This is a genomic window from Ruegeria sp. CE9 (assembly GCF_056537425.1).
Genome location: NZ_JBQFRO010000007.1, coordinates 171856 through 196147 on the forward strand (window position 1 = coordinate 171856; position 24292 = coordinate 196147).

Consider the following 24292-nt stretch of genomic DNA (forward strand, 5'->3'; position numbering starts at 1 on the left):
GTTTCACTCCGCTGCAATCGCCTTGGGGGCGGGTGTCTTGGGCTTGGCGCCGTGTTCGTATTCTTCAAGGAAATCGAGGACTTCCTGCCGGTAAGCGTAATAGTCCGGGTGCTCCAAAAGCGCCTTGCGGGTCCGGGGACGAGGCAGGTCGACCGATGTGATCTTGCCGATGGTCGCTTGAGGCCCGTTGGTCATCATCACCACCCGGTCGGCCAGCAGGATCGCCTCGTCCACGTCATGGGTCACGCAGATCGCGGTCACCTTGGTGCGGGACCAGACCTCCATCAGAACTTCCTGCAGCTCCCAGCGCGTCAGACTGTCGAGCATCCCGAAGGGCTCATCCAGCAGCAGCAGTTTGGGTGACAGGGCAAAGGCGCGCGCGATACCGACGCGTTGTTTCATGCCGTTCGACAGGTCCGAGGCGGATTTGTCCATCGCATCAGCTAGACCTACCCGTTCCAGATAGTACTCAACAACATCCTGCCGCTCAGACATGCTGGCCTTGGGGTAAACCTTGTCGACCCCGATCGCGACGTTCTCTTTGGCGGTGAGCCAGGGGAATAGGTTGGGCGACTGAAACACCACCGCACGTTCGGGATCAGCGCCTTCGACGTGGCGGCCATCCAGCTTGATTGCGCCATTCGAGATGTCGTTCAACCCGGCGGCCATGGTCAGAACTGTTGATTTGCCACAGCCGGAATGGCCGATCAGTGAAATGAATTCGCCCTTATCGATCTTCAGGTCAAAATCCTCGACCACAGTCAGCGGGCCTTTAGGCGTCGGATAAACCTTGTGCAGTTGCGAGAAGTCGAGGAACCGGTTTTGGATCATCCCCTTCTGCGCGTCGGCCACCGCTGTGGGTACGCCATGGATCGGCGTGACATCGGGCAGAAGGCGCGAGCCTTCGACCTTAGCCTCGATCCCCACATCCATCAGGTACTTGGTGACGTCGGCGCGCAGGCGTTTGAAGGCTTCATCGTTGTTCATTGCACCCCGGTCGCGCGGTCGCGGGATCGACACACGGAACTCCTGACCAAGCGTTCCGTCGGGGTTCAGCGCAATGATACGGTCGGCCAGAATGATTGCTTCATCCACGTCGTTGGTGATCAGCACGCAGGTCTTCTTGTCGGCCTCCCAGATGTGTTCGATCTCATCCGCCAGATTGGCGCGGGTCAAGGCGTCGAGCGCAGACAGAGGCTCATCCAGCAGCAGAACTTCGGGGTTCATCGACAGCGCCCTCGCCACGTTAACCCGCTGGCGCATCCCGCCGGACAGTTCCGCCGGACGGCGCGTTGCGGCATGGCTGAGGCCCACCATCTGCACGTAACGCGCAACCTTCTCGGCCTTCTCCGCCTTGTTGAGGCCGGGAAAGACCGTGTCAACCGCCAGCCCAACGTTACCGCTGACCGTCAGCCAGGGCATCAACGAGTAGTTTTGGAAGATCACCCCGCGCTCCGGGCCGGGGCCTTTGATCGGGATGCCTTTGAACGTGACCTCTCCGCTGGTCGGACTATCAAGCCCGGCCATCAGGTTGATCAGGGTCGTCTTACCTGTGCCCGAGAATCCGAGGATCACCAGAAACTCGCCCTCTTGCACGTCCAAATCGATGCCTTTCAGTACATCCGTGCGCGCGGTGCCTTCGCCGAAGGACTTTGAAGCGTTTTTGAAGCTTAGGATGCTCATTGCGCTCACCGGTTGTTGGTAAAGGTGAAGAGGGATTGCAGCGCGTACATCACCCGGTCCAGCAAGAAGCCAATGATGCCGATGGTGAAAACCGCGACCATGATCTTGGCGAGTGAGCTGGACGAGCCGTTCTGGAATTCATCCCAGACGAATTTGCCCAGACCGGGGTTCTGCGCCAGCATTTCAGCCGCGATCAGAACCATCCAGCCCACACCCAGACTAAGGCGCAAGCCAGTGAAGATCAGTGGCAGCGCCGAGGGCAGCACCAGCTTGGTGATCTTGGTATAGGTGTTCATTTTCAGGACTTTGGAGACATTCACAAGGTCCTTGTCGATGGACGCCACCCCCAGAGAGGTATTGATCAGCGTCGGCCACAGCGAACACAGGGTCACCGTGATGGCCGAGATCAAGAAGGACTTGGCGAACCATCCGTCATTGGTGACGTAGACAGCCGAAACGATCATGGTGACGATCGGCAACCAAGCCAGCGGCGAGACCGGTTTGAAAATCTGGATCAGCGGGTTAAGTGCTGCATTAGCGGTTGGGGACAGACCGGCAGCAATGCCAAGAGGAACCGCGATGGCAGTGGCGATCAAAAACCCGAAGAACACAGTTTTAATCGAGGTCCAGATTTGCTGGTAGTATGTTGGCGCCCCAGTGAACGCGACGTCTTTCACTTTCTCGGGCTGTCCGGCATCAATGAATTTCTGATTGCGCTTCTCGACCATGGCCTCGAACTTTGCGCGTTTGGCGGCTTTGGCCTTTGCGTCCTCATTCAGACTGACCACTTCTTCCCAAACCTGAGCCGGTCCGGGCACCGCGCCCAACGAGGTCTGAACCTTGGGTGCCAACCCCCCCCAGAGCAATAGGAAGGCGCAGATCGACAACAGCGGCACGATCAGCAGCCGCCAGATCTCGGTCATCTGGGCGCGGGGGTTGTCTCCGGCAGCGGCTTTCATAACCGGGGTGGCCCAGCTGAGGCCCAGAACCTGGAACCACTTGTCGGCTGCGTTGATGCGGGTGAAAAGGCGAGCGCGGCGTGCCTCTCGGGCGGCGCCTGCGTTGAATTCGGGATCGACCGTTGTCATCTAATGTGTCCTTGCGATGGCGGGGCACTTTGGGGTCCGCGCCCGGCAAGGGCCGGGCGCGGCTGGGGAATTAGCCTTGCACGTCCGAGCCGACGATCGTCTGACCGTCTTTCAGACCGATGGACAGGCTTTCGAGATAGGCATTGGGTGTGCGTCCGTCATAGGCGATGCCGTCTATGATATCCTCGGCCGGGGTCGGGGCTTTGTAGCCTTCACTGTCCCAAGGGAAATCAGCCTCGTTCGCCAGACCTGCGTCCACCAGCAGCCGGGCGGCCTCAAGATAAATCTCGGGCTTGTAGACCGACTTGGCGACTTCATCATACCAGCTGTCGGGCTTGGCCTCGGCGATCTGACCCCAGCGGCGCATCTGGGTCAGGTACCAGACGGCGTCCGAGTAGAACGGATAGGTCGCATTGTAACGGAAGAACACGTTGAAATCGGGAACCTCGCGCTTGTCGCCTTTCTCGTATTCAAACGTGCCGGTCATCGAGTTGGCGATGACGTCATAATCCGCACCCACATATTCCGCGCGGCTCAGGATTTCGACCGCTTCGGGTCGGTTGGCGTTGTCGTTTTCATCCAGCCACTGTGCGGCGCGGATTAGCGCCTTGGTTACAGCCAGCGTTGTGTTTGGATATTCCTCAGCAAACTCGGCTGTGATACCGAAAACCTTCTCGGGGTTGTTCTTCCACAGCTCGTAATCGGTAATAATCGGAACGCCAATGCCTTTGAACACCGCTTGCTGGTTCCACGGCTCACCCACGCAGTAGCCATAGATCGTACCGGCCTCCAACGTGGCTGGCATCTGTGGAGGAGGGGTCACCGACAGGAACACATCCGCACCGATCTGACCGGTCACGTTGTCCGGGCTGTAGTAGCCGGGATGCAGGCCACCTGCCGCCAGCCAGTACCGCAGTTCGTAATTATGGGTCGAGACCGGGAAAACCATACCCATGTTAAAGGGCTTGCCTTCGGATTTGTATTTCTCAACGACCGGAGCAAGCGCCTCGGCGCTGATCGGGTGTTGGGGACGACCATCCTCCATGACAGGGATGTTCGGCTTCATCTCTTCCCAAATCTCGTTGGACACGGTGATGCCGTTCCCGTTCAGGTCCATTGAGAAGGGCGTGACGATGTGCGCTTCGGTCCCGTATCCGATGGTGGCGGCCAAAGGCTGTCCGGCCAGCATGTGTGCACCGTCAAGCTGCCCGTCGATAACGCCGTCCAATAATACTTTCCAATTGGCTTGTGCTTCCAGCGTCACGAACAGGCCTTCGTCCAGAAAGTACCCATTCTCGTAAGCGACAGCCAGCGGCGCCATATCGGTAAGTTTGATAAAGCCAAAAGTCAGTTCGTCTTTTTCCAGTTCCAGCTCGGCCAGTGCCGGAGACACAAGCGCCGTCGTTGCGACGAGGCCTAAAAGAAGCTCTTTCATCTCGATCCCTTTCGATTCAGCCCAACCTCTTGGGCAAACAAAAAAGCCGCCGACACAGTCCGCCGGGAGGAAGTGGCGGATGGTCAAGCGGCTTTGCTCTTGTAAGGTGCCCTGGATAGTGGGCGAATTCCGTCGGTGGGCGTCGTTGCCTTCCGATGACCCGATTAAGTCAGTCTCGTAGCGGGACGTCATCGATTTTCGGCGTTTTCACACTGAAAATTCTGCGGTGCAGCGAGAATGAATGCTGCGCTGCAAAATTTTTGTGCAAACTTACCCCGTAGGGTCGAAAATGCGTCGGTCGAAAAACACATTCCGAGACAGAATCAGGCTGCCATTGGCAGAGGCAACCGCCGTCGACTCAGGCAAAGCGCCTTCTAGTTTCTCGGATGCGCCGGGTGTTTCGACCTCCAGCCCCTGCAATTCACGGCGATAGAGATCGCTGCGAAAGACCTTGGCGGCCTGTCGTTTCGCAGTCCCAGTGTCCTGCCCGTTTCTCTGCGCCAATTGATGCGCGACCCATTTCGCCTGACTGCGCCATGGGAAGGTGGCAGCGCCATCAAAGAACTCGACAAACCCATCCACATGGCGTTGCTCGCCGCGCGCCGAGATTGTGAATTCGCCCATCAATGCACGGTCGATTAGTTCGGGTGAGACATTGAGGTAGGTTTTGCGCGATAGCATCTCGGACGCGGTCGTTCGGCTGTCCGTGTTTGAAAGCCAACGCCCCGCGCGCCAAACGGCTCGCATGAGGCTGCCCAGCAGGTGCGGCTCGGTTTCGGCCCATTCGTTTCTAACCGCCAACACCTTTTCAGGTGCGCATGTCCAGATAGCCTTACCGGGCAGCAGCAAAGTGCCAACATTGTCATCCACGGCGAATGAGCCCCAAGGCTCGCCAACACAGAAGGCATCAATCTCGCCACCCGCAAGCGCCTGCGACATAAGAGGCGGCGGAACAGTGCGGATTTCGACCTGTTTCGACGCCAGTTCGGTTCCCGCAACCCAATAGCGCAGCAGTTCAACATGCATCGAAAACGGAAACGGCACGCCGAACACCAAAACGTCACCAGCAGCCTTTGCCAGTGCAGCCCCAGCCGCAGCGGCATCAGTGAAATCGAAGCCATAGCCCTGATCGATCAGACGCCCGGCCAATTGAGTTCCAACACCTATGACGTTGCCATTCAGGGAAAGGACCGACACCGCAGAAAGCGGCGTCGCGATACCGCCCAAACCCAAGGCCATTGCGACGGGGATAGGTGACAAAAGATGCGCCGCGTCCACATGCCCAAAGGCCAGCATATCGCGCAAAGAGGACCATGACGGAGCCGGTTGCAGGTCCAACGAAATACCTTCGGCATGGTCGAACCCCATCTCGCACGCGACAACCAACGGGGCCGCGTCAACCAGCGGCATGTAGGCGACAGGCAGGTTTACGGTTCTCATGACAACAACCCCGAAGCCGTGACCAGGGCTTCGGCCACATCTGCAACCCGGCGGTTCTGGTTCATCGCCGTTTTGCGCAGAAGGGCGTAGGCCTCGTCTTCAGACACACCCTTGGCTTTCATCAACAACCCTTTGGCGCGGTCAATCACTTTGCGTTCTTCCAAAGCACGGCGGGTCTCGGCCAGTTCGGTCCGCATCTGGCGTAGCACCTGAAACCGGGCGATCGCGGTATCGATCACAGGTTTGATGCGCTCGGCTTGCAAACCATCGACTACATAGGCTGATACCCCGGCCTCAACCGCGGCTTTCGCTAATCCGCCCGCAGCGCCCGAGACGAACATGGCCACTGGTCGCTCCATCGGGCCGGAGGCAACGGTCAACTCTTCCAGCATATCCCGCGATGGATTGTCTATGTCGATCAGAACGATGTCTGGGCTATGCATTGCGATTTTACGCGCCAACCCAGAGACATTGCCGATTACAGAAACGTCTACATCTCCAGACTCTTTTAAGGCATCCACAATTGCAAAAGCACGTTCTTCATTCTGCTCGACGACAACGACAGTAAGGTGTTGTTTCATAGGCACCCAAGTGAGCCCAAGCTTCATCGATCGCAATTCCAAGGCCACTAAACATTTCATCAGGCCGTCAGTTTGCCTAAATTATCAACATGTTTTTACATGCAGCGGAATGTCTGCACAGTTTTTCTACATGCCATAAAAGAAATCGGCATTAGCGATGGCGTGGCGCGATTGATCGGGCCTTTGGACTTTCATTTGGGCCAATCTCTGGATCTGGGTGGTCGAAATGCAATTTCATCGACGATGCGAAATCGAAGGTCCGGTTCCCGCCGTTCGTGCCGTACTTCAGCCCCCTACCCGTTCAGATTTAGCCAATAGCGTATGTAGCGGAGTTCGCCCGTTCGGGTCAGAGCCCCCTTCTCTACAAGGTCCTGCATATCCCGCGTCGCCGTGGCGCGCGACGTTCCGGTGATCGTGATATAATTCTCGGCACTCAATCCGCCTTTGAACCCGTCCGGTCCAGCCTTGAACAACCGGGCGATGACCTTAGTCTGGCGGGCGTTGAATTGATCACGATGCCGATCGTAGAAACGCGTCTTAGCTATAAAGAACCCAACCCGCTCAAGCGTCACCTGCTGCGCTGCAAGGACGGTCTCAGCAAACCAAACGAGCCATGGCGTGACGTCCAACGTCTTTTGATGGCGTTCAAGTGGTTCTGTTGCGAAGTTTTGGTTGGCTGAAGTGAACGCGCTGTAGCAGCAGGTTTAAGAGGCAAGTTCCGCGAACTGGCGAAACGGACAGAGTCCGGGCGTGAGTTGATCTTTGCGGATCATGTGCGCCACTTCGATTCCGTCCAATGTTGCTGCTGCTGATGCGAAGGCTTTAAACCCCAGCATCGGGCCGGTTCGTCTTTTTATGAAACGATGATCCTGCTCCACAATATTGTTCAAGTATTTCCGCCTGGCCATTTCAATTGGGATCGGGCAACCAAAGCCTTTCAGCATCTTGTTTATGGCCTTGATGCCAACCGTGTTAGCTCCGCTTTTGTCGATGACAATCTTTCTCGGGAGTCCGTTGACCTCCAGTGTCCGGGTAAAGAATTTGGTGGCGGCAGGTTTGTTTCGACGCTGCGAAAGCATGAAATCAAGCGTCTTACCGTGCTTGTCGACAGCTCGGTAGAGATATACCCACACCCCTTTCACCTTGATGTAGGTCTCGTCCATTCTCCAAGAACGGTCGCAAGATTTTTTGCGGCGACGCGCGGCCTCAGCAATCGCGCTGGAGTATCTTTTCACCCAGCGGTTCAGTGTAGTGTGGTCCACCGAAACACCGCGCTCACCCATGATTTCCTCCAGGTCACGGTATGAAACACCGTATCGAACGTAGAAGAAGACCGCGAACAGGATCACATCCTTCGGATATTGCGCACCCTTAAAAGAAATCATGAACTGACTTTCGGCTGAATTACACGGGCTGCTATTCACTCTCTGCGTTCTTGAGCGTCAATGGCAAAAAGTTTGCAACAGAACCTGACGCAGGTTGGTGTTGATTGCATAGCCAAACAGCAGCAGTTGGATCAGGGGGATCATGATCACCATGGCAAATGTCATCCGATCCCGCCGCAGTTGCAACAGCTCTTTCTTAAGCACAGCGGCGATGCGGCGTGGGGAGATCACTGTTCCGGCCCCCGCGTTGCGCTGACAAACACATCTTCCAGATTCGGCCGTTGCGGCGTCAGGGACAGGTCCGGAAACGCACCAACTTGGGTGCGAAGCATATCGACGGGTCGAGGCTCGGACTTGTCGACCAGCACACGCAATCGCGATCCCACTTGTGCCGTCGATAGAATCTTGGGTTTGCCGTCCAACTCGTGTTTGAACTTACGCAGATCTGGCCCTTCAACTTCGACAATATCGGCCTGCAAATCAGCCATCAACTGGCGCGGGGACCCGTCCGCTTTTTTCACCCCGTGCTGCAGTATGGCCAGCCGGTGACAGCGCTCGGCCTCGTCCATGAAATGGGTCGAGACGATCATTGTCGCGCCTTGATCGACCAGATCGAACAGTTGTTCCCAGAAGGTGCGACGGGTTTCGGGATCAACGGCCGAGGTCGGTTCATCCAGAAACAGCAATTTCGGGCGATGCATGACCGTCGCCGCAAGGGCGAGTTTTTTGTCGTTGTCCGCCGCTCATACTGCCGCTGAGTTGATCGATGCTCGTTGTCAGATCGTACGTCTGGAGTAACTCGTCAATCCGATCCTTAGCCGTTCTCACCGGAATGCCGTAAATCTCTGCCGCGAACCTGAGGTTTTCCAGCATCGTCAGGTCGCGGTAATACGAGAAGATCTGGGTCATGTACCCGATCTCAGTTTTTAACGGCTCAGCCGCTTCGGGCATTGATCGGCCCAAAACCGAAATCGCCCCGCTACTGGGGGTCAGTAGGCCGGTCAGCATGCGTATGGTAGTTGTCTTGCCGCATCCGTTGGGGCCGAGAAACCCGTAAAGCTGGCCGGTTCGGATTTCGAGGTCCAGATTGTTAACGGCAGTATTGTCCCCGAACCGCCGGGTCAGACACTGCGTCGAGACGACGACATCACTCATGGCATGGTGACCTGCACGGGTACACCGGCGGGCAGGTCTGGTGATGCAGTGGGCAGGTCAATCTCGGCCAAATAGACAAGCCGGGTACGGTCGTCCTTGTTCAACCCATAATAAGGGGTGAAGGACGAGTCGTCGCTGATCCAGCGAATTACACCATCCAAGGGATCGGCCAGCCCGTCAATGCGCACTTCCAAGGTATCGCCGGGTCTCAGATTGACGCGATGTGGCTCTGGAACGTAGACGCGCGCATAGGGGGTTTGGGTGACTGCTTTGGGCTGTTGGATGTATCGTGGAGAACGGGGAAGGGGCTTGCGCTGCGTCTGCACCGAAGTCTGCAAGAAGTCCGAAGCGGACCTTTCATGGTTCAACCAGATATTGAATCACAAATCTGCCAGTGCGGTCTATCTCGGATACTACGCCGCCAAGACTGTTCGAATTCAGCTACTTCATGATGTGTTCCGGAAGACCCGCATTATAGCCTAAACAACGACATAGTTGTGTAGTCTGCGATACAAAACGGATCTAAGCGAAGGGTTTAGTTTCCAATTATCCGTTAGTGCCGCGACAAGTGTTTTTGAGAAATCGACGACCAAAGGCTTGAAGATGAAACCAAGTGGCCAAAAAATCAAAAAACAATCAATAGCACTATCGTTGCCAGTCCCCACAGTGTCATCTGATAGTGCGTATTCTGCGCACCTTCGTGGCAAAACCAATAGCAAAACCAGTTTCCGACTATCAAGAAACCAGCCCATGTGGCTGTGAACAGCAATACACCTAACACCCCGATGGCGCGGGCGCTTGAGGGGTCGACGACACCAAAGATAGCAAGGATCAGCGACACGACTCCGACCCAGAGGGTGAGTGTCGCGAGGCCTTCCCAGCACACAATCAGTATGAACAGAAATTTCTGAGTTGCTGGGCTTTCGATGCGGCGATGGGCGACGACCTCATACGCCTCGGGGTATTCTTCGCGCATCCGCTCCATGCGCAGAACCTGTGCGGTGAACGTTTCATTGAGGTCCGGATGCATAAGGTTCTCGATGAACCCCGTACTTAACCATGCAGCGAGGAAAAAGACGGCTGCGGATTGCGCAACCAGAACCATCATGTCTAACAAAGTGACCTACTCCGCCATTTTGACGGGATGACCTAAGCCACCCCTTTGCCTTTTAGCTCCAGTACATTTGGGCCGGGCGTATTTCCAAAGAAATATGCTGCTCTGCCCCGCCAAGCCCTTCACGTGTGTGATTGTACAGCGACCGCCAATAGGGCTGGATCGTGACCCCTTCCTCGCGGACAATCTGTTCGCCTTGTGCCATCAGTTCGCGGCGTTTGTCGACATCGGCGGTTGCAAGCGCCTGTTCGAGGATTGCGTCAAACTCAGGATTGGACCAACCGAATTCGTTCCATGGCTCTCCTGACCGATAGGCCAGCGCCCAGATCTGGACACCCAGAGGACGGTGGTTCCAGTTGGTCGAGCTGAAGGGATACTTCACCCAGTCATTCCAAAAGGTAGATCCCGGCAGAACTGTACGCTTGACCTTGATACCGGCGTCCCGAAGTTGAGCGGCAACTGCGTCGGTGGTGTCTTTGCGCCACGCATCGTCAATGGAAAGCAACTCGTGCTCATAGTCTTCCATCCCGGCTTCCTTGACCAGTTCAAGGGCGCGGGCAGGATCATATGTCGGCATGCCGATATCTGCGTATTCAGGATGCGCGGGTCCGACATGGTGGTTGGCGGCTACAGCCCCACGACCACCATACCCAAGCTCAAGCAGAACGGCGTTGTCCACTGCCATTGACAGGGCCTGACGAACGCGTTTGTCGGCATAGGGCTGCACGCCATCCACTTCGGCCAGCTGGTTTGGACGGATGACGATCGTCGCCATGGTGACAACCTCGTTCTCGACCCAACCGTCCAACGAGCTGAGGATGTCAATGAACTCACCTTCCGAGATATAGATCATGTCGACTTCGCCAGCATCCGCGGCCGCAAGGTGCGCCGACGGGTCAGTTCCGAAGTCGATGTATTCGATGCGGTCAAGCCAAGCGCCGTTACCGGCATTCCACCATGTATGATCGTCATTGCGGACCAGCACGCCCTTTACACCGACTTCAAGGCTTTCCGGCAGGTAAGCACCGGTGCCAACCGGATTGCCCAGCATGTTTTCAGCATCATGCGAGGAGTGCACGATAGCCGCTGGATAGTCTGCCATACCCGCGATCAGTGAAATGTCCGGACGCGGCAAGTTCAGTTTGACCGTATGGCTGTCAACGACTTCAACAGCGCCTTCCAGTGCACGCTCTGTTTCAGGATCGACAAGGGTCGAGAAGCGGCCGGCCATCGAGTTGCCTTCTACGGACTTATCGCACCAACCGATAATGTTGCGGGCAACATCGTCGGCCGTGAAATCGTCGCCATTGTTCCAGGTCACACCTTTTCGAACGTTCAGAGTATAGGTCTGTGCGTCATCCGAAATTTCCCAGCTTTCCAGCAGTGCGGGCGAAAACGTACCGTCGTTTTCGTAGCTGACCAGGTTCTCGAGCCAGCCTTTGGCGAAATTCGCGATTTCATTCCAGTCAAACGAACGCGGGTCCTTTAGGCCCCGCACGTCCATCTGGATGCGTACAGTACCACCTTGTTTGGGTTCTGCAGCAGCCGCGGCAGGCGTGGGCAGACCCAGCATCGCATAGGCCGTGGTCGCTGAGGCGCCGAAAGAGCTGGCGACGGCCAAAAACTCGCGACGATTCACGGCGTCGTCTCCAACCTTTTTGGCCTGATCAGTGATCACTTTTGGCAGTTTTTTCCCTGTACGGGTTCTGAATGTCATTTGTATTCCTCTCTGTTGGTCGTGAGGTGGACCCCTCGGTGGGTGCGGCGTGTTCCGCCATGTGGTGCCCGGCCGGGTTGCCGGGTTCTATTGTGATATGCGCATGGTTTCGATTGCGTCGGCTTCTGTAACGGTTGAGCAGATGCTCGACAGCACGCGTGGCTGTTCATAAGGCCAGGGTGTGCCGCGATGGAGTACAGCGCGCTGGTCCCAGATCAGAACGTCACCGACCTGCCACTTGTGGGAATAGACAAACTGCGGTTGGGTGCAGAATTCGATGAGTTCCTCGATGATCGACTGGCCCTGGGCTTCGTCGTAGCCATCCAGTTTGAAGGCGTGTGACGCGATATACAGCGCCTCGCGCCCGTTGACCGGGTTGCGCCAGAGCGCATTCCAATGCTGATCCGGCCATTTATTGAACATTGGCAATTCGGCCAGTTCGGGCGAAATCTTGCGCCGCGAATGGCTGTAGCGATGCCAAATGCCCCGTCCGCGCACCTTTGCCTTTAGGTCTTCGGGCATGTTCGCCCAAGCCGCGCGGGTGCTGGCCAGTTCCGTAGCACCGCCCTCGGTCGTGGCGACCCGGCTGATAAGAATGTTGGTCAGGGCTGGTGTGGGAAGAAATGTGCTGTCGGAGTGCCACAGAAAATTCGACTTCAGGTTCAGCGTGTGAAGGTCCATTTCCTCGGTAACCGAACCGTCATCCCGCACGTTCGACACCGTTGGAACCTCGAACTTCTCGCCTTTTTTCCGTTCGTCGGCTTTTCGATCCTCAATGGGGCCGAATAGCTCGGCCAGTTGCTTGTGTTGCTCATCCGAGATGTCTTGGCCGCGGAACAAAAGGGCTGAGTGTTCTTCAAACAGGGCGCGTATCTGCCCAAACAAGCGGTCTTTCGTGGCGTCGGCCAGATTGATGCCGGTGACTTCGACACCGAACTGCGGGCTTAGGGGGCGTGTTTCAAATGCGGACATGGCGACCTCTTACACAATTGCCTTGGCTTCTATTTCTTCGGGTGGCAGATCCTTGACCATATCCCAGGCGCGGGATTTCCCAGGATTTAGCAACCCTTTAGGATCAAGCCGTTTTTTCCAGGCGAGGTGCACGTAATCTGCCGTCTTCAATCCACCGCTTTCGACGTGGAAACTGTGGGCGTCGTACACGCTGTGCTCGTATTCTTCGTAAATGCGACCGATTTCCCGCAGGCGATCTTCGGTCGAAAACCAGACGATAGGCAGATCAAAGGCGACGACCTCGCCGTTCAGCAGCGAGAATTCGTGATGCTGCCAGACGTCATCACCCAAGGCTTCGCCGACCTTGGCAATCGCGTCGGCATCGGATGCGTCCGGTACACCGATTTGTTGATAGGTTGCAGAGCGGTCCGCTTTCAGAACCTGCAACGTGGTGTGGTTGTAGGCGAATTCGAATACATGCGGTAGTGATGCCGCCGTTCGGTCCGCTTCGGTCAAAGCCAAATCGAGATGTCCGCCCTGATCGGCGATGAGATTGCGAAAACGCCCCATGTCTGACGCGGGCACCAGCGAGACAAGAAGATGTTTGCCAGCCCGAACATGGCCTTTCAGTCTGGGGAAGTAATCCACGATCCGCGCGTCGACCGTGCTGGCGAGTTTGCATCCGATCTGGTCATCGGTCGCAACAGCATATCCGGCGGCGTAGCATTCTTTGTAGCTGTCGAATGTCGCCATGCACCCGATCCAATCGGGGTGAGGAACCGTGCGCAGCGTGACTTCGGTAATGACGCCGTTCAAGCCCCAGGCATGGTGAATTTGCAGAACATCTTGACCCTCGAACACATATCCCCGCGGGTTTTCTTCGACTGACAAGGCCTTGAGCTGCAGGATGTTTCCGGGTTCCCTAAGAACCCCGTTCGCAATCGAGCCGATGCCGGCGGACCCGCCCGCGACAAACCCACCGATCGTCGCAATATCTTGCGTCGACGGGAACATGGCCATTTCCCAACCCTGCGCCATCAGTGCCGCGTTGACATCCGCCATCAGCGCGCCTGCCTCAGCGCGGACAAAGCCATCTCCGATTTGGAGGATTCGGTTGAGACCGGTGGTTTCGATGATTAGGCCGCCGTGTAAGGGCACAGCTTGACCGTAATTACCAGTCCCGCCACCGCGCAACACGATGGGGGCATCTGCTGCATGTGCGGTTTTGAGGCAATGCGCCATCTCCTCAACCGTTTTCGGCAGGGCAACAAGATCACCGAAGCTGCGTTTGAGCTGTTGGTTCAGGATCGGGCTGTACCAAAAAAAATCCCGAGACCGTTTTTTCACCAGAACGGGTTCGTCGATGACTTCAACAGGGGCAAGGCGTTCGGCAAACGCCACCCAATCCAAGTCAGTTTTTCCTGAAATCGAAGTCATGCAAGCTCTCCTGTCATGACGTTTGCCAGTGGTTTGGGTTCGGTGATTCCGGTTAGCCACTCGGACGTTGAGCATGCCTCAAAGATCAGCAGATCCTTGACCGCTGCGCCGTCGACGGTGATCGGAGCGAGGCCGAGCGCCGTTTGCGCATTTGTCGTGATCATGGGCAGCAAATCGCCAAATGGAGGGTCCAGATGCGCCGTCAGTGCCGCGAGTTCCAAACTCTTGCGCGGATCATGCCGGCCAAGGGGGCAAAAGGCGTCCCGCACATTATCCGTCCCAACCACAACCGGCACACCCGCGGCGCGCAATTCGCCTATGCGCGTGACCCCGCGCCGGTCTGGCGTGCCTGTGCTGCGACCTTGCAGATACAGGTTCGATGCGGGCAGGCTGGCTATGGTCAACCCGGCCCGCGCGATCTTGTCCAGAAGCGCCTGCAAGGGCTCGCTTGTCAGGTTCATCAGGCTACAGGCGTGACCGCACAGCACGGGCCCCTGAAACCCGGTCTCAATAAGTGTGTCGGCAATGATTTCAAGCCCGTCCAGCCCGTCATGCAGGCCTTCATCGACATGAAAATCAAGCGCTAGCCCGTGCTTTTCGGCCACGCGCACAGCGGCTTCAATTGCTGTGTGGCGATCAGACTGATCCAGAACAAACACACCCAGGACACCGCTGCCACAGGCGATTTCTTTACCCAACGTATCCGCCTGCGATGCATCCGTCATTTCCGTCGTGCCGATCAACGGCGCAACCTGCAATGAGACCTTGTCCTCGTAGTCCTTTGCCAGTTCGCGCAGCACGTGCCATGCAAGTGGATGCGCGTCAGATTCCGGTTCTGACGACCAATCCATATGGCTGCGAACGACGCCACAGCCTGAAAACATCAGCTCCTTTAGGCCTCGTTCCGCCCGTTGCCGCAGGTCCTCCTCAGTCCAGAGGCTGCGGTCACGATACTGGGCCTCACTGGCTGCGCGTAGATCTCCGCCGACGCGGTCCATTCTTGAAATCGTATGGCATTTGTCCAGGTGGACATGACACTCGGTCAGGCGCGGCATGACCAGACCCGAGATGTCGGCTTGTCTTTCACAAGGTTGCAGTGCAACGGCACGACCGTTGCGAATGACCAAATCACCATGCACGCAATCCGAGACTTGAGTGCCCCCGAATTTCTGCGCCTTGGCGATCATCGATGATGGCACCAGAACGTTTTCCACGGTCAGTAGATCAGCAGAAGGCAGCACATTCATGATTTGCCACTCCGGTGATCGAACTGGGCGAACTCGGCCAGAAACTGGACGAAATTTGCTGCAGCTTTGCCCAAGAGGCGCTCTCCCTTTTCCACAGTCGCGGCCGAGGCATTCCCGCAGGCCCCATCCGGATGCAGGTCGTCGATGATCCAGCCCGGCCGTGCGGCTTGCCCGGTCAGACCGATGTGGCTGAAATGCTTCTCCCAGTTGCTGATGGCCGGAACGAAATTCTGCGCTCGGCTCATATCCACCAGATGCGGGCGTGCGGCCAACATGGATGAGGTCTCGGACTCGCCAGCGTGCAAATCGATTGAGGCCGCATCGGGGTCGAGGACGCTGTCCCACTCGGAAAACCCAAACCAGGAACATGTGACAACGATCAACTCGTGCGATATCCGCAAGTCTCGTGCTGCGGTTTCCAACACCGCTGTGTTGCCCCCGTGGCCGTTGAACAGCACAAGCCGTTTCACACCCGCCCGCGCGACCGAGGCTCCGATATCGCGCAATACCGCCAGCAGAGTATCTGCGGACAGGCTGAGGGTTCCCGGATGCCGATCGTGTTCGCCGCTTTTGGTGATCGTCAATCCGGGCAGGATCAGCACGTTCTGCTCGGCGCGCAGCCGAGGCAACGTACGCTCGATCACGGCCGTCACCAGATCACTGTCAACGGAGACTGGCAGATGTGGTCCATGTTGTTCGGTTGCTCCAACTGGCAACACGGCGATCAAATCATCCGGCAGATCGCGAAAATCAGGCGCCTTTTGATCGGCCCAATGGCCTTGGATACTCATGCGGCTCTCCCAAACAGGCGGTCAAGGAAACCGTGAAACCAAGCAGCTTGCGCAGTGTCGTGTTGGTGCATCAACCGCGTCTGTTCTTCACGATTTTGCACACCGGGCCGACCGTAGGCATTCCATTTGGCGTCCTGCCATCGCTGGAACCCAGCGACCGTGACCTCGGGATGAAACTGCAGCCCAAACACCTTATCGCCGTACCGAAACGCCTGGTTCGCGTAGTTGTCATTGCTAGCAAGACGGGTCGCGCCTTTGGGCAGATCGAATGTGTGGAAATGCGCCTGCGTAACCCACAAGGGGCCGGACATGAAGCCGGATTCGGAAGGTTCCGGATCAACCCTGTAATACCCGAATTCAAAGCATTCCGTTTTTGGCGCTCCGGCCCAGGCACCCAGATGATAGGCGATCTGCTGTGCGCCCTGGCAGATGCCCAGCATTGAAATGTCAGCGTTCAGGCACGCTTCGATCCAACGATACTCTTCGTTCAGAAAGCCGTGCGTGTCCGTTTCATAGACGCTGAAGTTTCCGCCATAGATGACCGTACCGGCAAGGCCCTCATCGGGCTCACCCAGCAGGTCGCCATCAAAGGGTTTCCGGCTGTCGATTTCGAACCCTTCCTGGCCCAGCCAGGTTACAATTCGATCATCGGCGGGTTCATTCCCATGGCGCACCAAAAGAACACGTTTGCCCATATCGCCCTCCTTGAACGACAGTGGTTTTACGTGGCCCTTGGAATATCCGTGCCAGAGAATGGCTTTAAGACTTGCAAAGAAAACCCAAACTCGCAAGCTTAAATTGAAAGCGAAAAAGAGTACGAGAAATGAAAGCGTTAAGCCCAACTGACATGCCGCCCCCATTCGCACGCTATGCGCATGGCGTCGAAATTCCTGGCGACTGGCGACAGGTAAGAACCTCAGGCCAACTGGGGATTCGCCCGGATGGAACCATCCCTGTGGACGCTTATGATCAGGCGGTCAATTGTTTTCAGAACATCGCAAGAATACTGGGGTCTGCAGGTATGGACGCGGGCGATGTTGCGCATATCAGCGCGTTTGTCACTGATCGATCCCATATGGCAAGCTACATGCAAGCCCGCGATGAATTTCTTGCATCGACGCATCGCCTGCCGAGCTCGACTTTGTTGATTGTCAGCGGCTTTACAAGACCAGAATTCAAGGTCGAAATTGAGGTCATTGCCGCAGCCCCAAAATGAAGTTTTTGAGCTGAGATTTTTCGGCCATTCCCAAAACTGCGCCTTGGCGTAGTTTCGATTTTTGGGCAGTTTATTGAGGCGTTCGGTTACAGCATTAGGCAAACATTTGCGGCACAATACTGCTGAAACAGTACTTAATGCATCAACGTGTTTGAACTTTGTTTCCGTCTCAGCCTTACATCAAAAATTTTCACCGTGAGCTGCATGTCGGCAATTGACACAAAGTATTCTAAAGGCAACTTTTTCTGCTGACTCTGAGTTCACCTGAACCTCAATTTTGCAGTCGCGGCGAATGACGACTTTATCGGACGCATAGCGGCGGTGACTGTTTTGGCTAAATGGCCGGTTAGGGCCGAGCCGGTCTAAACGCTGTCGGTGGCTTTCAATGTCGACATTCGCAAAGCTGACAACATATCAAGCAAGTGTTTTCTGCTCTTTGCGTTGTACTTGGCCGCCGTTGAAGAACGCTGGATGAAGTCCGCGTACTGCTTAACAGTCAAGTCGCAGCTTTCAATCGCGCTTGAATACGGCTCCAGGACACGTGCGATGATCTCGGTGTTTCTCATCGCGCCGGCCTCCAGCTCTTTCTGACTTGTCGAGGTCACGCCAGAAATGATGTCCTCGGCGTTGGGCGAAGATTGCAAGAAGTCATAGTGCTCTATGACAGCGTATTTGAAGACGACATCTAGTTGAGCACCAAGACCGTCAGCTTTTTTGAGACCGGCTTCAATATCCAGAACGACCCTGTCTGCCAGCGACCGGATCGTGGCCCGCAACACCTCGTCCTTGTTCGCGAATGCCTTGTAAAGAGTTTGACGTGAGATACCCGCCTCTTGGGCGATGTCGCTCATACCCGTTCGCTTCACGCCGTAGCGAAGAAAAAGCCGTTTAGCGGCTTCGAGGATGTAGTCGCGGCGATCTTCCATGATTTACATATTGACAAATGGACGCTTATTGTCAATACTGACAACCACCCACAATGTGTCAACCTGTCAGGATTCGGGATCTCTAAACAATCTGGAAAAGTCGCGATCGTCACTGGTGCAAACAATGGTATAGGATTTGAAACAACGGTAGGTATGGCCGAAGCAGGTTTTCACGTCGTCATGGCGTGCCGCAGCCTCGAAAGGGCCGAAGCGGCCAAAGCAAACGTTCTCGCGCGGATTCCTTCCGCATCAACCGACATCCTCGCGCTGGACTTGAGCGATTTGACTTTGGTTCGCGCGTTCGCTGAGGCTTTCCGCGCCCGGTACTCCACGCTGGATGCGCTGATAAACAACGCGGGTATTCTGCTTTACTCTGCTCAAACGAACGCTGATGGTGTCGAGTTGCAATTCGCAACCAACCACCTGGGACATTTTCTACTGGCCGCGCTTCTGATCGACATGTTCCCGGACGACCCCGCATCGCGGATCGTCTCGCTCTCCAGTATCGCACACAAGAATGCGAACGTTCACTTTGACGATCTGACTTGCGACCGGGACGGTGGTGTCGCTTATGGGCCGCTTTACTTCTTAAACTAATTGGCCTGACCCTGGTGCTCTTTCAGTTCCATCGTAAATCTTTGCAAACCAGGAATGTCATTCGAAGCGGAAAATGTGATCATTCGGATAGGCCAGCTAAGGTCTCCAGCTAGAGGCACGGCAGAGACACCATCCAATTGCGATGTGCCCAAAATGTCTTTGTCGACGATTGCACGACCTGCGCCCTGAGCGACCATGCGGACCAAAGCGGATTGCGTCTGAACATCGGCTCTGACCTGAAACGAAACCTCAGAGCTATCGAACATGACCTCCACCGCCCGGCGAAACGGACTATGAGATGTCAGCATGATTTGAGGAACCTCTGCGAGTTCTGCAGCCGTAACTTTATGCGCACCTGCCAGCGGATCATCGCGAGGAACAATCACGACAGGTTGCAGGTCGGCCAGACGGGTACAGGCTAGATTTAGGTCGCCGGGGTCAGACGATACAATTGCGCAATCCACCCGGCCTTCTCGCAACGCAGCCATCCCGGCCCTTTCGTCGAGCACATCGACATCCACCCTTAGGGCGGAGAGTTCGGCCATGAGTTTTCCGGCTGCAACCGCAACGCGGGTATCGGCCACCGCCGGGACCGTTGCCACACGCAAATGTCCTCCTGTGCCAGAGGCGATCTGGATTGCGGCCTCCTGGATACGTTCCAAACCCTGATAGTGTTTTTGAACCGCCTGCTGCAGACTGTGCGCAGCAGAGGTCGGTTCGAACTTGCGTCCTGACCGGTCGAATAGGGGCACACCCATTTCTGCTTCAAGTTCAGCGACGACACGGCTTATTGCGGGCTGAGATATGTGCAGGGCATCTGCCGCCTTTCGTGTGGACCGGTGTCGGTAGGCCATCTGGAAAAGTTCAATCTGTCGGGCAGTTATACGCATATCGATTGATAACACTGGCGTATCAATAAATACAATAAGATGATTTTTCTTAAAGATCGGCACGCGTTACCGTTCCGTGCATGAACTGCGAAACGATGGATCGAAACGTGCCTGCTGACCTACTGATCTTGCTGCTTGCCATTGTGACAGGTGCTGCGATTCAGGTTGGGGTCGGTATTGGGTTCAGCATCGTCGCAGCGCCTTTGATGATGGTGTTGTTGGGGACGACCACGGCTGTTCCGGTTTTGCTCATGTTGAACACGCTCGTATCGCTTGTCGCGTCAGATAGGCGGGTGTGGTTGAAGAATAGCGAACTGATCCAGAATGCGGTGATTGGCTGCCTCGGGGGCATCGCTCTGGGTCTCTTGATCTACCCCTATCTGTCCGAACGCATGGTGTTGGTTCTGACGGGCGTTCTTTTGCTTGTCGGTATCGCAACCTCGGTGGTGCCGCATGAAAACAGGGTTGGTCCTCGGGGTTTTCAGGCAATATCGGGCCTGTCCGGCCTTGCCACAGTATGGGCTGCAACTCCAGGTCCTTTGATGATTCTGGGCTTTTTGGCATCGGGCCGGACCGCTCATGAAGCTCGTAAATTGGTACAGCCTGTGGCACTCGTCGCATATGGTTCAGCCTTCGCGTTGCACTGCCTGTCGGACTGGGCGGCCTTTGCCAGCGCTCCATGGCTTTGGCCGTTTGCCGCGGCCACTGTTGCTGGCAGTCTGCTGGGGCATCTGATCGGACCGTTGCTGCCGCAGCAGGCTATTACCCACGCCATTCGGATAATCTCAATCCTCGCATGCGCAGCCCTGTTCCGCCGCGCGTATTTAGTTGGATGACAAGTGATGACTGAACAGATGAATATCGACCTGAAACTGTCCGAGTTTCCCCGCGCGCGTTTGATGACCGAGGTCACACCGGTCGAAAGGCTGGATCGTCTATCAGACCGCCTGGGTATTGACCTCTGGCTTAAGCGGGACGACCTGACCGGGCTTAGCTTTGGTGGCAACAAGACTCGTCAGTTAGAGTTCTACTTTGGCGAAGCGTTGCAGCAGCAGGCTGATACCGTTCTGATTACTGGAGCGGTACAGTCGAACTTTGTGCGCACAGCCGCCGCTGCCGCCGCTCGTCTGGGAATGAAGTCCGTTCTGCAACTGGAAGAGCGGGTGCTGGGAATGGGAGAGCACTATTACCACTCGGGCAATGTCTTACTGGCCAAAATCCTTGGCGCTGAACACATGCACTTCCCGGTGGGCGAAGATGAAGTCGGCGCGGACAATGCCCTGCATGACAAAGCTGATCAGCTGATTGCCGCCGGCCACAAGCCCTATATCATCCATCTTGGTATCGACCACCCGCCGTTGGGGGCATTGGGCTATGTGCAGGGTGGCGCCGAGTTGAGCGCGCAAATGAGCGATTTTGATGCCGCAATCGTGCCTTCGGGCAGCGGTTCAACCCATGGTGGGTTTCTGACGGGTCTACGGCTGTCCGGGGTGGGCGCGCCCGTCTATGGAATCTGCGTGCGTCGCGATCAGGTTCAGCAGCACGCACGCATGCAAAAAATCCTTGGCAAATTGGCTGATTTGATGGGATTCGACCCCGCGCTAGCCACAAGCGGCATCAACGTTTGGGATGGCGCGCTCGCACCGGGGTACGGGCAGATCGGGGAAGGAACACGTGACGCCCTGAACCTCATGGCGCGTACCGAAGGTATCTTTTTGGATCCGGTCTACTCGGCCAAAACCTTTGCCGGTCTTTTGCAGCTGCTGGATGAGGGCGTGATCCGAAAGGGTCAAAAGGTCGTCTTGCTGCATACCGGAGGGCTTCCGGCATTATTTGGATATCAGGAAGAGTTTGGATCGATCTGAAAGTAACCAGTGTTCCGACACCATTATGACAAAACAAAGTAACACATCAGCATAGGGAGGAAACTGAAAAAAGAACAGGATCTTAGCTACAGCAATGGCATTGTCGATTGGCGTTGCGACAGCTCAGGCAGAAGAGTTTGTCACAATCGGCACTGGTGGTGTGACCGGGGTTTACTATCCCACCGACGGGTCGATCTGTCGCCTGATGAACAAGAACCGCAAAGAAACGGGCGTGCATTGCACGGTCGAATCCACCGGTGGTTCGGTTTATAACATCAACACCATCCGCGAAGGTGAGTTGGAATTTGGCGTTGCCCAGTCCGACTGGCAGTTCCACGCGCTTAACGGGACATCCAAATTCGAAGAAGCCGGGCCATTTGAAGACCTGCGCGCGGTGTTTTCTGTGCACGCGGAACCGTTCAACGTGATGGTCCGCGCAGAATCGGGGATCGAACATTTTGACGATCTTGCTGGCAAGCGGGTCAATATCGGCAATCTTGGTTCTGGCCAGCGTGGCACCATGGAGGTACTTATGGACGCCAAAGGCTGGACCAAATGCGACCCATTACTTCAAAGCCTTCGCATCAGCAGCAGCAACGTTGGACGGAATCGAAGTGGTGCACATGATCCGCAAAAGTCAACTCACGCCCGGACTCTGTCCGTTTCGCCAGTTCGCGGAACTTGCTTCTTAAACCTGCTGCTACAGCGCGTTCACTTCAGCCAACCAAAACTTCGCAGCAGAACCCATTGCGAGACCGGTTGCTGTGGAGTGTTAGAAAGGGCTGGAAGGCCGGTTTTGCTAGTGGGCCTTTACGAACCTTTGGTGGCAGTACTTTTCCCCCGAAATTGATTCAGGGCTGGTCTAGCGAAAAGAGGTCGATCCGCCATAGCTTGTTCTCGGACGTAGCGACGTAAAGTATCCAATCCACCATCGCAAGGCCCTTGGCGAAGAAGCAATGGTGGATGTCCGTCCAGCGATTGCTTTCGGCGATAAAATCACGATTGGAGCGCAAAAGACGGTTCTCGGACGTAGCCGCGAATAGGATGTCGCTGTAGGACGTCATTGTGACAATCTTGTCGTTGCGCTCAAAGCTGTCTATCCGGCGGAACGGATTTGAGGTGCCGTCGGCCGCCTTGCGATGGAGCGCACCGTCACGGTCCACAGCGTAGAGCATCCCGCCGGCTCCAGCGATGGCGCGTGTGCCGGACGGAGGGCGCACCCGCATCAGCTGCCAACTAACTTCAACCTCGACAGGCGAACGGTGCCACAGTTGGTTGTCGCGGGTCAGGCAAAAGAGCCGCCCGTCCGATGAGGTCATGGAGATCACATTGTTGGCGTGACCGATATCCTTCCAGGGCACGTCGGCGCCAACCGGGAATCGGCGCCAGAGCAGGTCATGTTCGGTGGTCAGGAAAAGCTTACCTTCTAGCGCGGTCATGGCGGTCGGATCGTTGGCATGGCCGACCATTTCCCAGTCCCAGCGGGTGATGCCGCCGAGCCTGCGAAAGATGTTGCGGGTGATCTGGGCGACGACAGGATCGGTTCTGACCGCGTCGTCCCAGTCGGTTGTCGCGGCGTTGAAGACCGTGCCATGCCGGGAATAGAGCGTCATGGTCGCGCGCCCCGGTTTGCCGGGCCAGTGGCGAAGATCGGCAGTGGCAAGTACGGTTGTGTTGAGCGGCGTGCCTTCCTCGCCTGTGACACGGGGGTAGCCTTCGGGTTCCTCCGCATAGGCTGCAGCGTCGGTTTCGTAGCGCATAAACGACGAGGTCTCGCGGGCTGTCACCCCATCGAAGACCCAGTGATCAGGAAAGCGGATGCGATAGCCCCGTCGGTCCTCTTCACTGATTGGGCCGGACCACGCGCCGTTGGTAAAGCCCGCGCCCAAGAGCGTGTTTTGTGGGCGGTTCACGGGTGGTTCGGCGACCGCGACAGTCGCCTCGTCAGGCCGTGTATCGGCGAGAGGGTCGAGGCTGGCGTATTTGTAGAAGACGACTGTACGGCCGTTATCCTCGAACCGTACTTGCCGGTAGCAGGTATTGCCCGAAAGGACCGCCAGATTGCCGCCCGCGCGCACAAAACTTTCGACATTGTCGCGCATCTCCTTCGTCCAGTACTCGTCATGATATGACAGGACCAGGCATTGGTAGCTGGAAAGCATCGCAGGCGTGCTGTGCAGATCGTAGCTGGAGCAACAATCAGCTTCGAACCCTTCGTCCTTGAGCCAGGCAAGCAGGCCGGCATCGCGCACGAAATCATTCGGACTGTCAAGGCGGGCGACCACTGGCTGCGCCGAAGGCCGGTCCATTCCGACACGCCTGGCCCTGTGCTCGGGTCCGTCCTCGTCCGCCGGGTGATAAAAACCTTTGCCGCCCCAAGGGTTATAAGCGGCAGGTGTGAGATAGCTGACATGGACCAGGATCGGCGCTGTTCTGTGGCCGGTGACCGGGCGGACGACGAAGGACATAAGGTTCGCGGTCGTGCCGTCATTGTCGTAGAAGACCCGGTAGAGGCCCGAGGGCCAATCGCCAGGCACGCGGAAGGTTATGGTCCGGGCCCAACCGAACCCCTCCCAAGGGCGCTCTGTTGGGATCGGCTGTCGCGAAACCCTGACGGCGACGGTCGTGGCGATCGAAGTATCTGCGACGTTCTGGATAGTCAGCGTCGTGCCTTGAGGGGAGGCGTCGCCGGGCTCCAAAGACAGGTGAAAATCGATTGAGCGCCCCTGAACAACGGAGGTGCTTGAAGTATATCCCAGGATCATGCGTAATTA

At 56.5% G+C, this 24292-nt stretch carries 25 protein-coding genes and 1 pseudogene; 5 read left to right on the plus strand and 21 right to left on the minus strand.

The features are described from left to right. Positions 1-3: 3 nt before the first annotated feature. The 18 genes and pseudogenes from ACR0B3_RS14950 to ACR0B3_RS15035 form a co-directional block, all read right to left on the minus strand. A complete protein-coding gene (locus tag ACR0B3_RS14950) occupies positions 4-1683 on the minus strand; it encodes an ABC transporter ATP-binding protein (RefSeq protein ID WP_480809784.1) in 1680 nt (559 codons plus the stop codon). Between the two features lie 5 nt (positions 1684-1688). Continuing rightward, positions 1689-2771 (minus strand): ABC transporter permease, encoded by a 1083-nt coding sequence (locus tag ACR0B3_RS14955; RefSeq protein WP_480809785.1) that lies wholly within the window; start codon positions 2769-2771, stop codon positions 1689-1691. 70 nt (positions 2772-2841) lie between these two features. Then, positions 2842-4206 (minus strand): CmpA/NrtA family ABC transporter substrate-binding protein, encoded by a 1365-nt coding sequence (locus ACR0B3_RS14960; protein ID WP_480809786.1) that lies wholly within the window; start codon positions 4204-4206, stop codon positions 2842-2844. 270 nt (positions 4207-4476) lie between these two features. Continuing rightward, positions 4477-5646: an ABC transporter substrate-binding protein gene (locus tag ACR0B3_RS14965; protein ID WP_480809787.1), complete on the minus strand. Its 1170-nt coding sequence runs from the start codon at positions 5644-5646 to the stop codon at positions 4477-4479. Continuing rightward, the gene (locus tag ACR0B3_RS14970) at positions 5643-6227 is read right to left on the minus strand and encodes an ANTAR domain-containing response regulator (RefSeq protein ID WP_480809788.1); all 585 of its coding nucleotides are present in this window, start codon (positions 6225-6227) and stop codon (positions 5643-5645) included. The genes ACR0B3_RS14965 and ACR0B3_RS14970 overlap by 4 nt, the downstream gene beginning before the upstream one ends. A gap of 293 nt (positions 6228-6520) precedes the next feature. Then, a pseudogene (locus tag ACR0B3_RS14975) lies at positions 6521-6883 on the minus strand (DUF4172 domain-containing protein); the annotation flags it as partial. 48 nt (positions 6884-6931) lie between these two features. Further along, a complete protein-coding gene (locus ACR0B3_RS14980) occupies positions 6932-7612 on the minus strand; it encodes an IS6 family transposase (protein ID WP_480809789.1) in 681 nt (226 codons plus the stop codon). A 57-nt stretch (positions 7613-7669) separates the two neighbouring features. Next, positions 7670-7843 carry a hypothetical protein gene (locus ACR0B3_RS14985; protein WP_480809790.1) on the minus strand — a complete coding sequence of 58 codons (174 nt, stop codon included), beginning with the start codon at positions 7841-7843 and terminating at the stop codon, positions 7670-7672. Continuing rightward, on the minus strand, positions 7840-8313 hold the full coding sequence (locus ACR0B3_RS14990) for an ATP-binding cassette domain-containing protein (RefSeq protein ID WP_480809791.1): 474 nt from the start codon (positions 8311-8313) through the stop codon (positions 7840-7842). Before ACR0B3_RS14990 ends, ACR0B3_RS14985 begins: the two co-directional genes overlap by 4 nt. Beyond that, a complete protein-coding gene (locus tag ACR0B3_RS14995; protein WP_480809792.1) occupies positions 8282-8767 on the minus strand; it encodes an ABC transporter ATP-binding protein in 486 nt (161 codons plus the stop codon). Before ACR0B3_RS14995 ends, ACR0B3_RS14990 begins: the two co-directional genes overlap by 32 nt. Continuing rightward, positions 8764-9093, minus strand: coding sequence for a hypothetical protein (locus tag ACR0B3_RS15000; RefSeq protein WP_480809793.1), 330 nt, complete (start codon positions 9091-9093; stop codon positions 8764-8766). Before ACR0B3_RS15000 ends, ACR0B3_RS14995 begins: the two co-directional genes overlap by 4 nt. Before the next feature lie 299 nt (positions 9094-9392). Then, on the minus strand, positions 9393-9875 hold the full coding sequence (locus tag ACR0B3_RS15005) for a DUF2165 family protein (RefSeq protein ID WP_480809794.1): 483 nt from the start codon (positions 9873-9875) through the stop codon (positions 9393-9395). Between the two features lie 61 nt (positions 9876-9936). Continuing rightward, on the minus strand, positions 9937-11598 hold the full coding sequence (locus tag ACR0B3_RS15010; RefSeq protein ID WP_480809795.1) for an ABC transporter substrate-binding protein: 1662 nt from the start codon (positions 11596-11598) through the stop codon (positions 9937-9939). Between the two features lie 87 nt (positions 11599-11685). Further along, entirely contained in the window at positions 11686-12570 is an 885-nt protein-coding gene (locus ACR0B3_RS15015; RefSeq protein WP_480809796.1) for a TauD/TfdA dioxygenase family protein, read from the minus strand. Positions 12571-12579: 9 nt separating this feature from the next. Next, positions 12580-13986 carry an FAD-binding oxidoreductase gene (locus ACR0B3_RS15020; RefSeq protein WP_480809797.1) on the minus strand — a complete coding sequence of 469 codons (1407 nt, stop codon included), beginning with the start codon at positions 13984-13986 and terminating at the stop codon, positions 12580-12582. Then, positions 13983-15233, minus strand: coding sequence for an amidohydrolase family protein (locus ACR0B3_RS15025; RefSeq protein ID WP_480809798.1), 1251 nt, complete (start codon positions 15231-15233; stop codon positions 13983-13985). The genes ACR0B3_RS15020 and ACR0B3_RS15025 overlap by 4 nt, the downstream gene beginning before the upstream one ends. Beyond that, entirely contained in the window at positions 15230-16024 is a 795-nt protein-coding gene (locus ACR0B3_RS15030; RefSeq protein ID WP_480809799.1) for a creatininase family protein, read from the minus strand. Before ACR0B3_RS15030 ends, ACR0B3_RS15025 begins: the two co-directional genes overlap by 4 nt. After that, positions 16021-16719: a glutamine amidotransferase-related protein gene (locus ACR0B3_RS15035; RefSeq protein ID WP_480809800.1), complete on the minus strand. Its 699-nt coding sequence runs from the start codon at positions 16717-16719 to the stop codon at positions 16021-16023. The genes ACR0B3_RS15030 and ACR0B3_RS15035 overlap by 4 nt, the downstream gene beginning before the upstream one ends. 128 nt (positions 16720-16847) lie before the next feature. Between ACR0B3_RS15035 and ACR0B3_RS15040 the strand changes: the two genes are divergently transcribed. Further along, entirely contained in the window at positions 16848-17240 is a 393-nt protein-coding gene (locus ACR0B3_RS15040; protein ID WP_480809801.1) for a RidA family protein, read from the plus strand. A gap of 362 nt (positions 17241-17602) precedes the next feature. On the opposite strand, the gene ACR0B3_RS15045 is transcribed toward ACR0B3_RS15040, so the two are convergent. Then, positions 17603-18091: a TetR/AcrR family transcriptional regulator gene (locus tag ACR0B3_RS15045; protein WP_480809802.1), complete on the minus strand. Its 489-nt coding sequence runs from the start codon at positions 18089-18091 to the stop codon at positions 17603-17605. Here ACR0B3_RS15045 and ACR0B3_RS15050 point away from each other — a divergent pair. Beyond that, positions 18074-18763 carry an SDR family NAD(P)-dependent oxidoreductase gene (locus ACR0B3_RS15050; RefSeq protein WP_480809803.1) on the plus strand — a complete coding sequence of 230 codons (690 nt, stop codon included), beginning with the start codon at positions 18074-18076 and terminating at the stop codon, positions 18761-18763. The two genes, ACR0B3_RS15045 and ACR0B3_RS15050, sit on opposite strands and share 18 nt — an antisense overlap. On the opposite strand, the gene ACR0B3_RS15055 is transcribed toward ACR0B3_RS15050, so the two are convergent. Beyond that, positions 18760-19653, minus strand: coding sequence for a LysR family transcriptional regulator (locus ACR0B3_RS15055; RefSeq protein ID WP_480809832.1), 894 nt, complete (start codon positions 19651-19653; stop codon positions 18760-18762). The genes ACR0B3_RS15050 and ACR0B3_RS15055 overlap by 4 nt on opposite strands. A 107-nt stretch (positions 19654-19760) precedes the next feature. On the opposite strand from ACR0B3_RS15055, the gene ACR0B3_RS15060 reads away from it, so the two are divergent. From ACR0B3_RS15060 to ACR0B3_RS15070, 3 genes are all read left to right on the plus strand, one after another. Beyond that, positions 19761-20489, plus strand: a complete 729-nt coding sequence (locus ACR0B3_RS15060) for a TSUP family transporter (RefSeq protein WP_480809804.1) — start codon at positions 19761-19763, stop codon at positions 20487-20489. A gap of 6 nt (positions 20490-20495) precedes the next feature. Then, the gene (locus ACR0B3_RS15065; protein WP_480809805.1) at positions 20496-21518 is read left to right on the plus strand and encodes a D-cysteine desulfhydrase family protein; all 1023 of its coding nucleotides are present in this window, start codon (positions 20496-20498) and stop codon (positions 21516-21518) included. Between the two features lie 94 nt (positions 21519-21612). Then, a complete protein-coding gene (locus ACR0B3_RS15070; protein WP_480809806.1) occupies positions 21613-22368 on the plus strand; it encodes a TAXI family TRAP transporter solute-binding subunit in 756 nt (251 codons plus the stop codon). 1 nt (position 22369) lies between these two features. Here the strand turns inward: ACR0B3_RS15070 and ACR0B3_RS15075 are convergent, their stop codons facing one another. Beyond that, positions 22370-24283, minus strand: coding sequence for a N,N-dimethylformamidase beta subunit family domain-containing protein (locus ACR0B3_RS15075; RefSeq protein WP_480809807.1), 1914 nt, complete (start codon positions 24281-24283; stop codon positions 22370-22372). Between the last annotated feature and the right edge of the window lie 9 nt (positions 24284-24292).

What these genes read in the sequence shown, in the direction of transcription:
- ACR0B3_RS14980 (WP_480809789.1), bottom strand. Translation starts at nt 7,612, where the DNA reads ATGATTTCTTTTAAGGGTGCGCAATATCCGAAGGATGTGATCCTGTTC.
- ACR0B3_RS14995 (WP_480809792.1), bottom strand. Translation starts at nt 8,767, where the DNA reads ATGAGTGATGTCGTCGTCTCGACGCAGTGTCTGACCCGGCGGTTCGGG.
- ACR0B3_RS15015 (WP_480809796.1), bottom strand. Translation starts at nt 12,570, where the DNA reads ATGTCCGCATTTGAAACACGCCCCCTAAGCCCGCAGTTCGGTGTCGAA.
- ACR0B3_RS15010 (WP_480809795.1), bottom strand. Translation starts at nt 11,598, where the DNA reads ATGACATTCAGAACCCGTACAGGGAAAAAACTGCCAAAAGTGATCACT.
- ACR0B3_RS15055 (WP_480809832.1), bottom strand. Translation starts at nt 19,653, where the DNA reads ATGCGTATAACTGCCCGACAGATTGAACTTTTCCAGATGGCCTACCGA.
- ACR0B3_RS15030 (WP_480809799.1), bottom strand. Translation starts at nt 16,024, where the DNA reads ATGAGTATCCAAGGCCATTGGGCCGATCAAAAGGCGCCTGATTTTCGC.
- ACR0B3_RS15020 (WP_480809797.1), bottom strand. Translation starts at nt 13,986, where the DNA reads ATGACTTCGATTTCAGGAAAAACTGACTTGGATTGGGTGGCGTTTGCC.
- ACR0B3_RS15045 (WP_480809802.1), bottom strand. Translation starts at nt 18,091, where the DNA reads ATGAGCGACATCGCCCAAGAGGCGGGTATCTCACGTCAAACTCTTTAC.
- ACR0B3_RS15065 (WP_480809805.1), top strand. Translation starts at nt 20,496, where the DNA reads ATGACTGAACAGATGAATATCGACCTGAAACTGTCCGAGTTTCCCCGC.
- ACR0B3_RS15040 (WP_480809801.1), top strand. Translation starts at nt 16,848, where the DNA reads ATGAAAGCGTTAAGCCCAACTGACATGCCGCCCCCATTCGCACGCTAT.
- ACR0B3_RS15075 (WP_480809807.1), bottom strand. Translation starts at nt 24,283, where the DNA reads ATGATCCTGGGATATACTTCAAGCACCTCCGTTGTTCAGGGGCGCTCA.
- ACR0B3_RS15070 (WP_480809806.1), top strand. Translation starts at nt 21,613, where the DNA reads ATGGCATTGTCGATTGGCGTTGCGACAGCTCAGGCAGAAGAGTTTGTC.
- ACR0B3_RS14990 (WP_480809791.1), bottom strand. Translation starts at nt 8,313, where the DNA reads ATGCATCGCCCGAAATTGCTGTTTCTGGATGAACCGACCTCGGCCGTT.
- ACR0B3_RS14965 (WP_480809787.1), bottom strand. Translation starts at nt 5,646, where the DNA reads ATGAGAACCGTAAACCTGCCTGTCGCCTACATGCCGCTGGTTGACGCG.
- ACR0B3_RS14970 (WP_480809788.1), bottom strand. Translation starts at nt 6,227, where the DNA reads ATGAAACAACACCTTACTGTCGTTGTCGTCGAGCAGAATGAAGAACGT.
- ACR0B3_RS15025 (WP_480809798.1), bottom strand. Translation starts at nt 15,233, where the DNA reads ATGAATGTGCTGCCTTCTGCTGATCTACTGACCGTGGAAAACGTTCTG.
- ACR0B3_RS15005 (WP_480809794.1), bottom strand. Translation starts at nt 9,875, where the DNA reads ATGATGGTTCTGGTTGCGCAATCCGCAGCCGTCTTTTTCCTCGCTGCA.
- ACR0B3_RS14960 (WP_480809786.1), bottom strand. Translation starts at nt 4,206, where the DNA reads ATGAAAGAGCTTCTTTTAGGCCTCGTCGCAACGACGGCGCTTGTGTCT.
- ACR0B3_RS14950 (WP_480809784.1), bottom strand. Translation starts at nt 1,683, where the DNA reads ATGAGCATCCTAAGCTTCAAAAACGCTTCAAAGTCCTTCGGCGAAGGC.
- ACR0B3_RS14955 (WP_480809785.1), bottom strand. Translation starts at nt 2,771, where the DNA reads ATGACAACGGTCGATCCCGAATTCAACGCAGGCGCCGCCCGAGAGGCA.
- ACR0B3_RS15035 (WP_480809800.1), bottom strand. Translation starts at nt 16,719, where the DNA reads ATGGGCAAACGTGTTCTTTTGGTGCGCCATGGGAATGAACCCGCCGAT.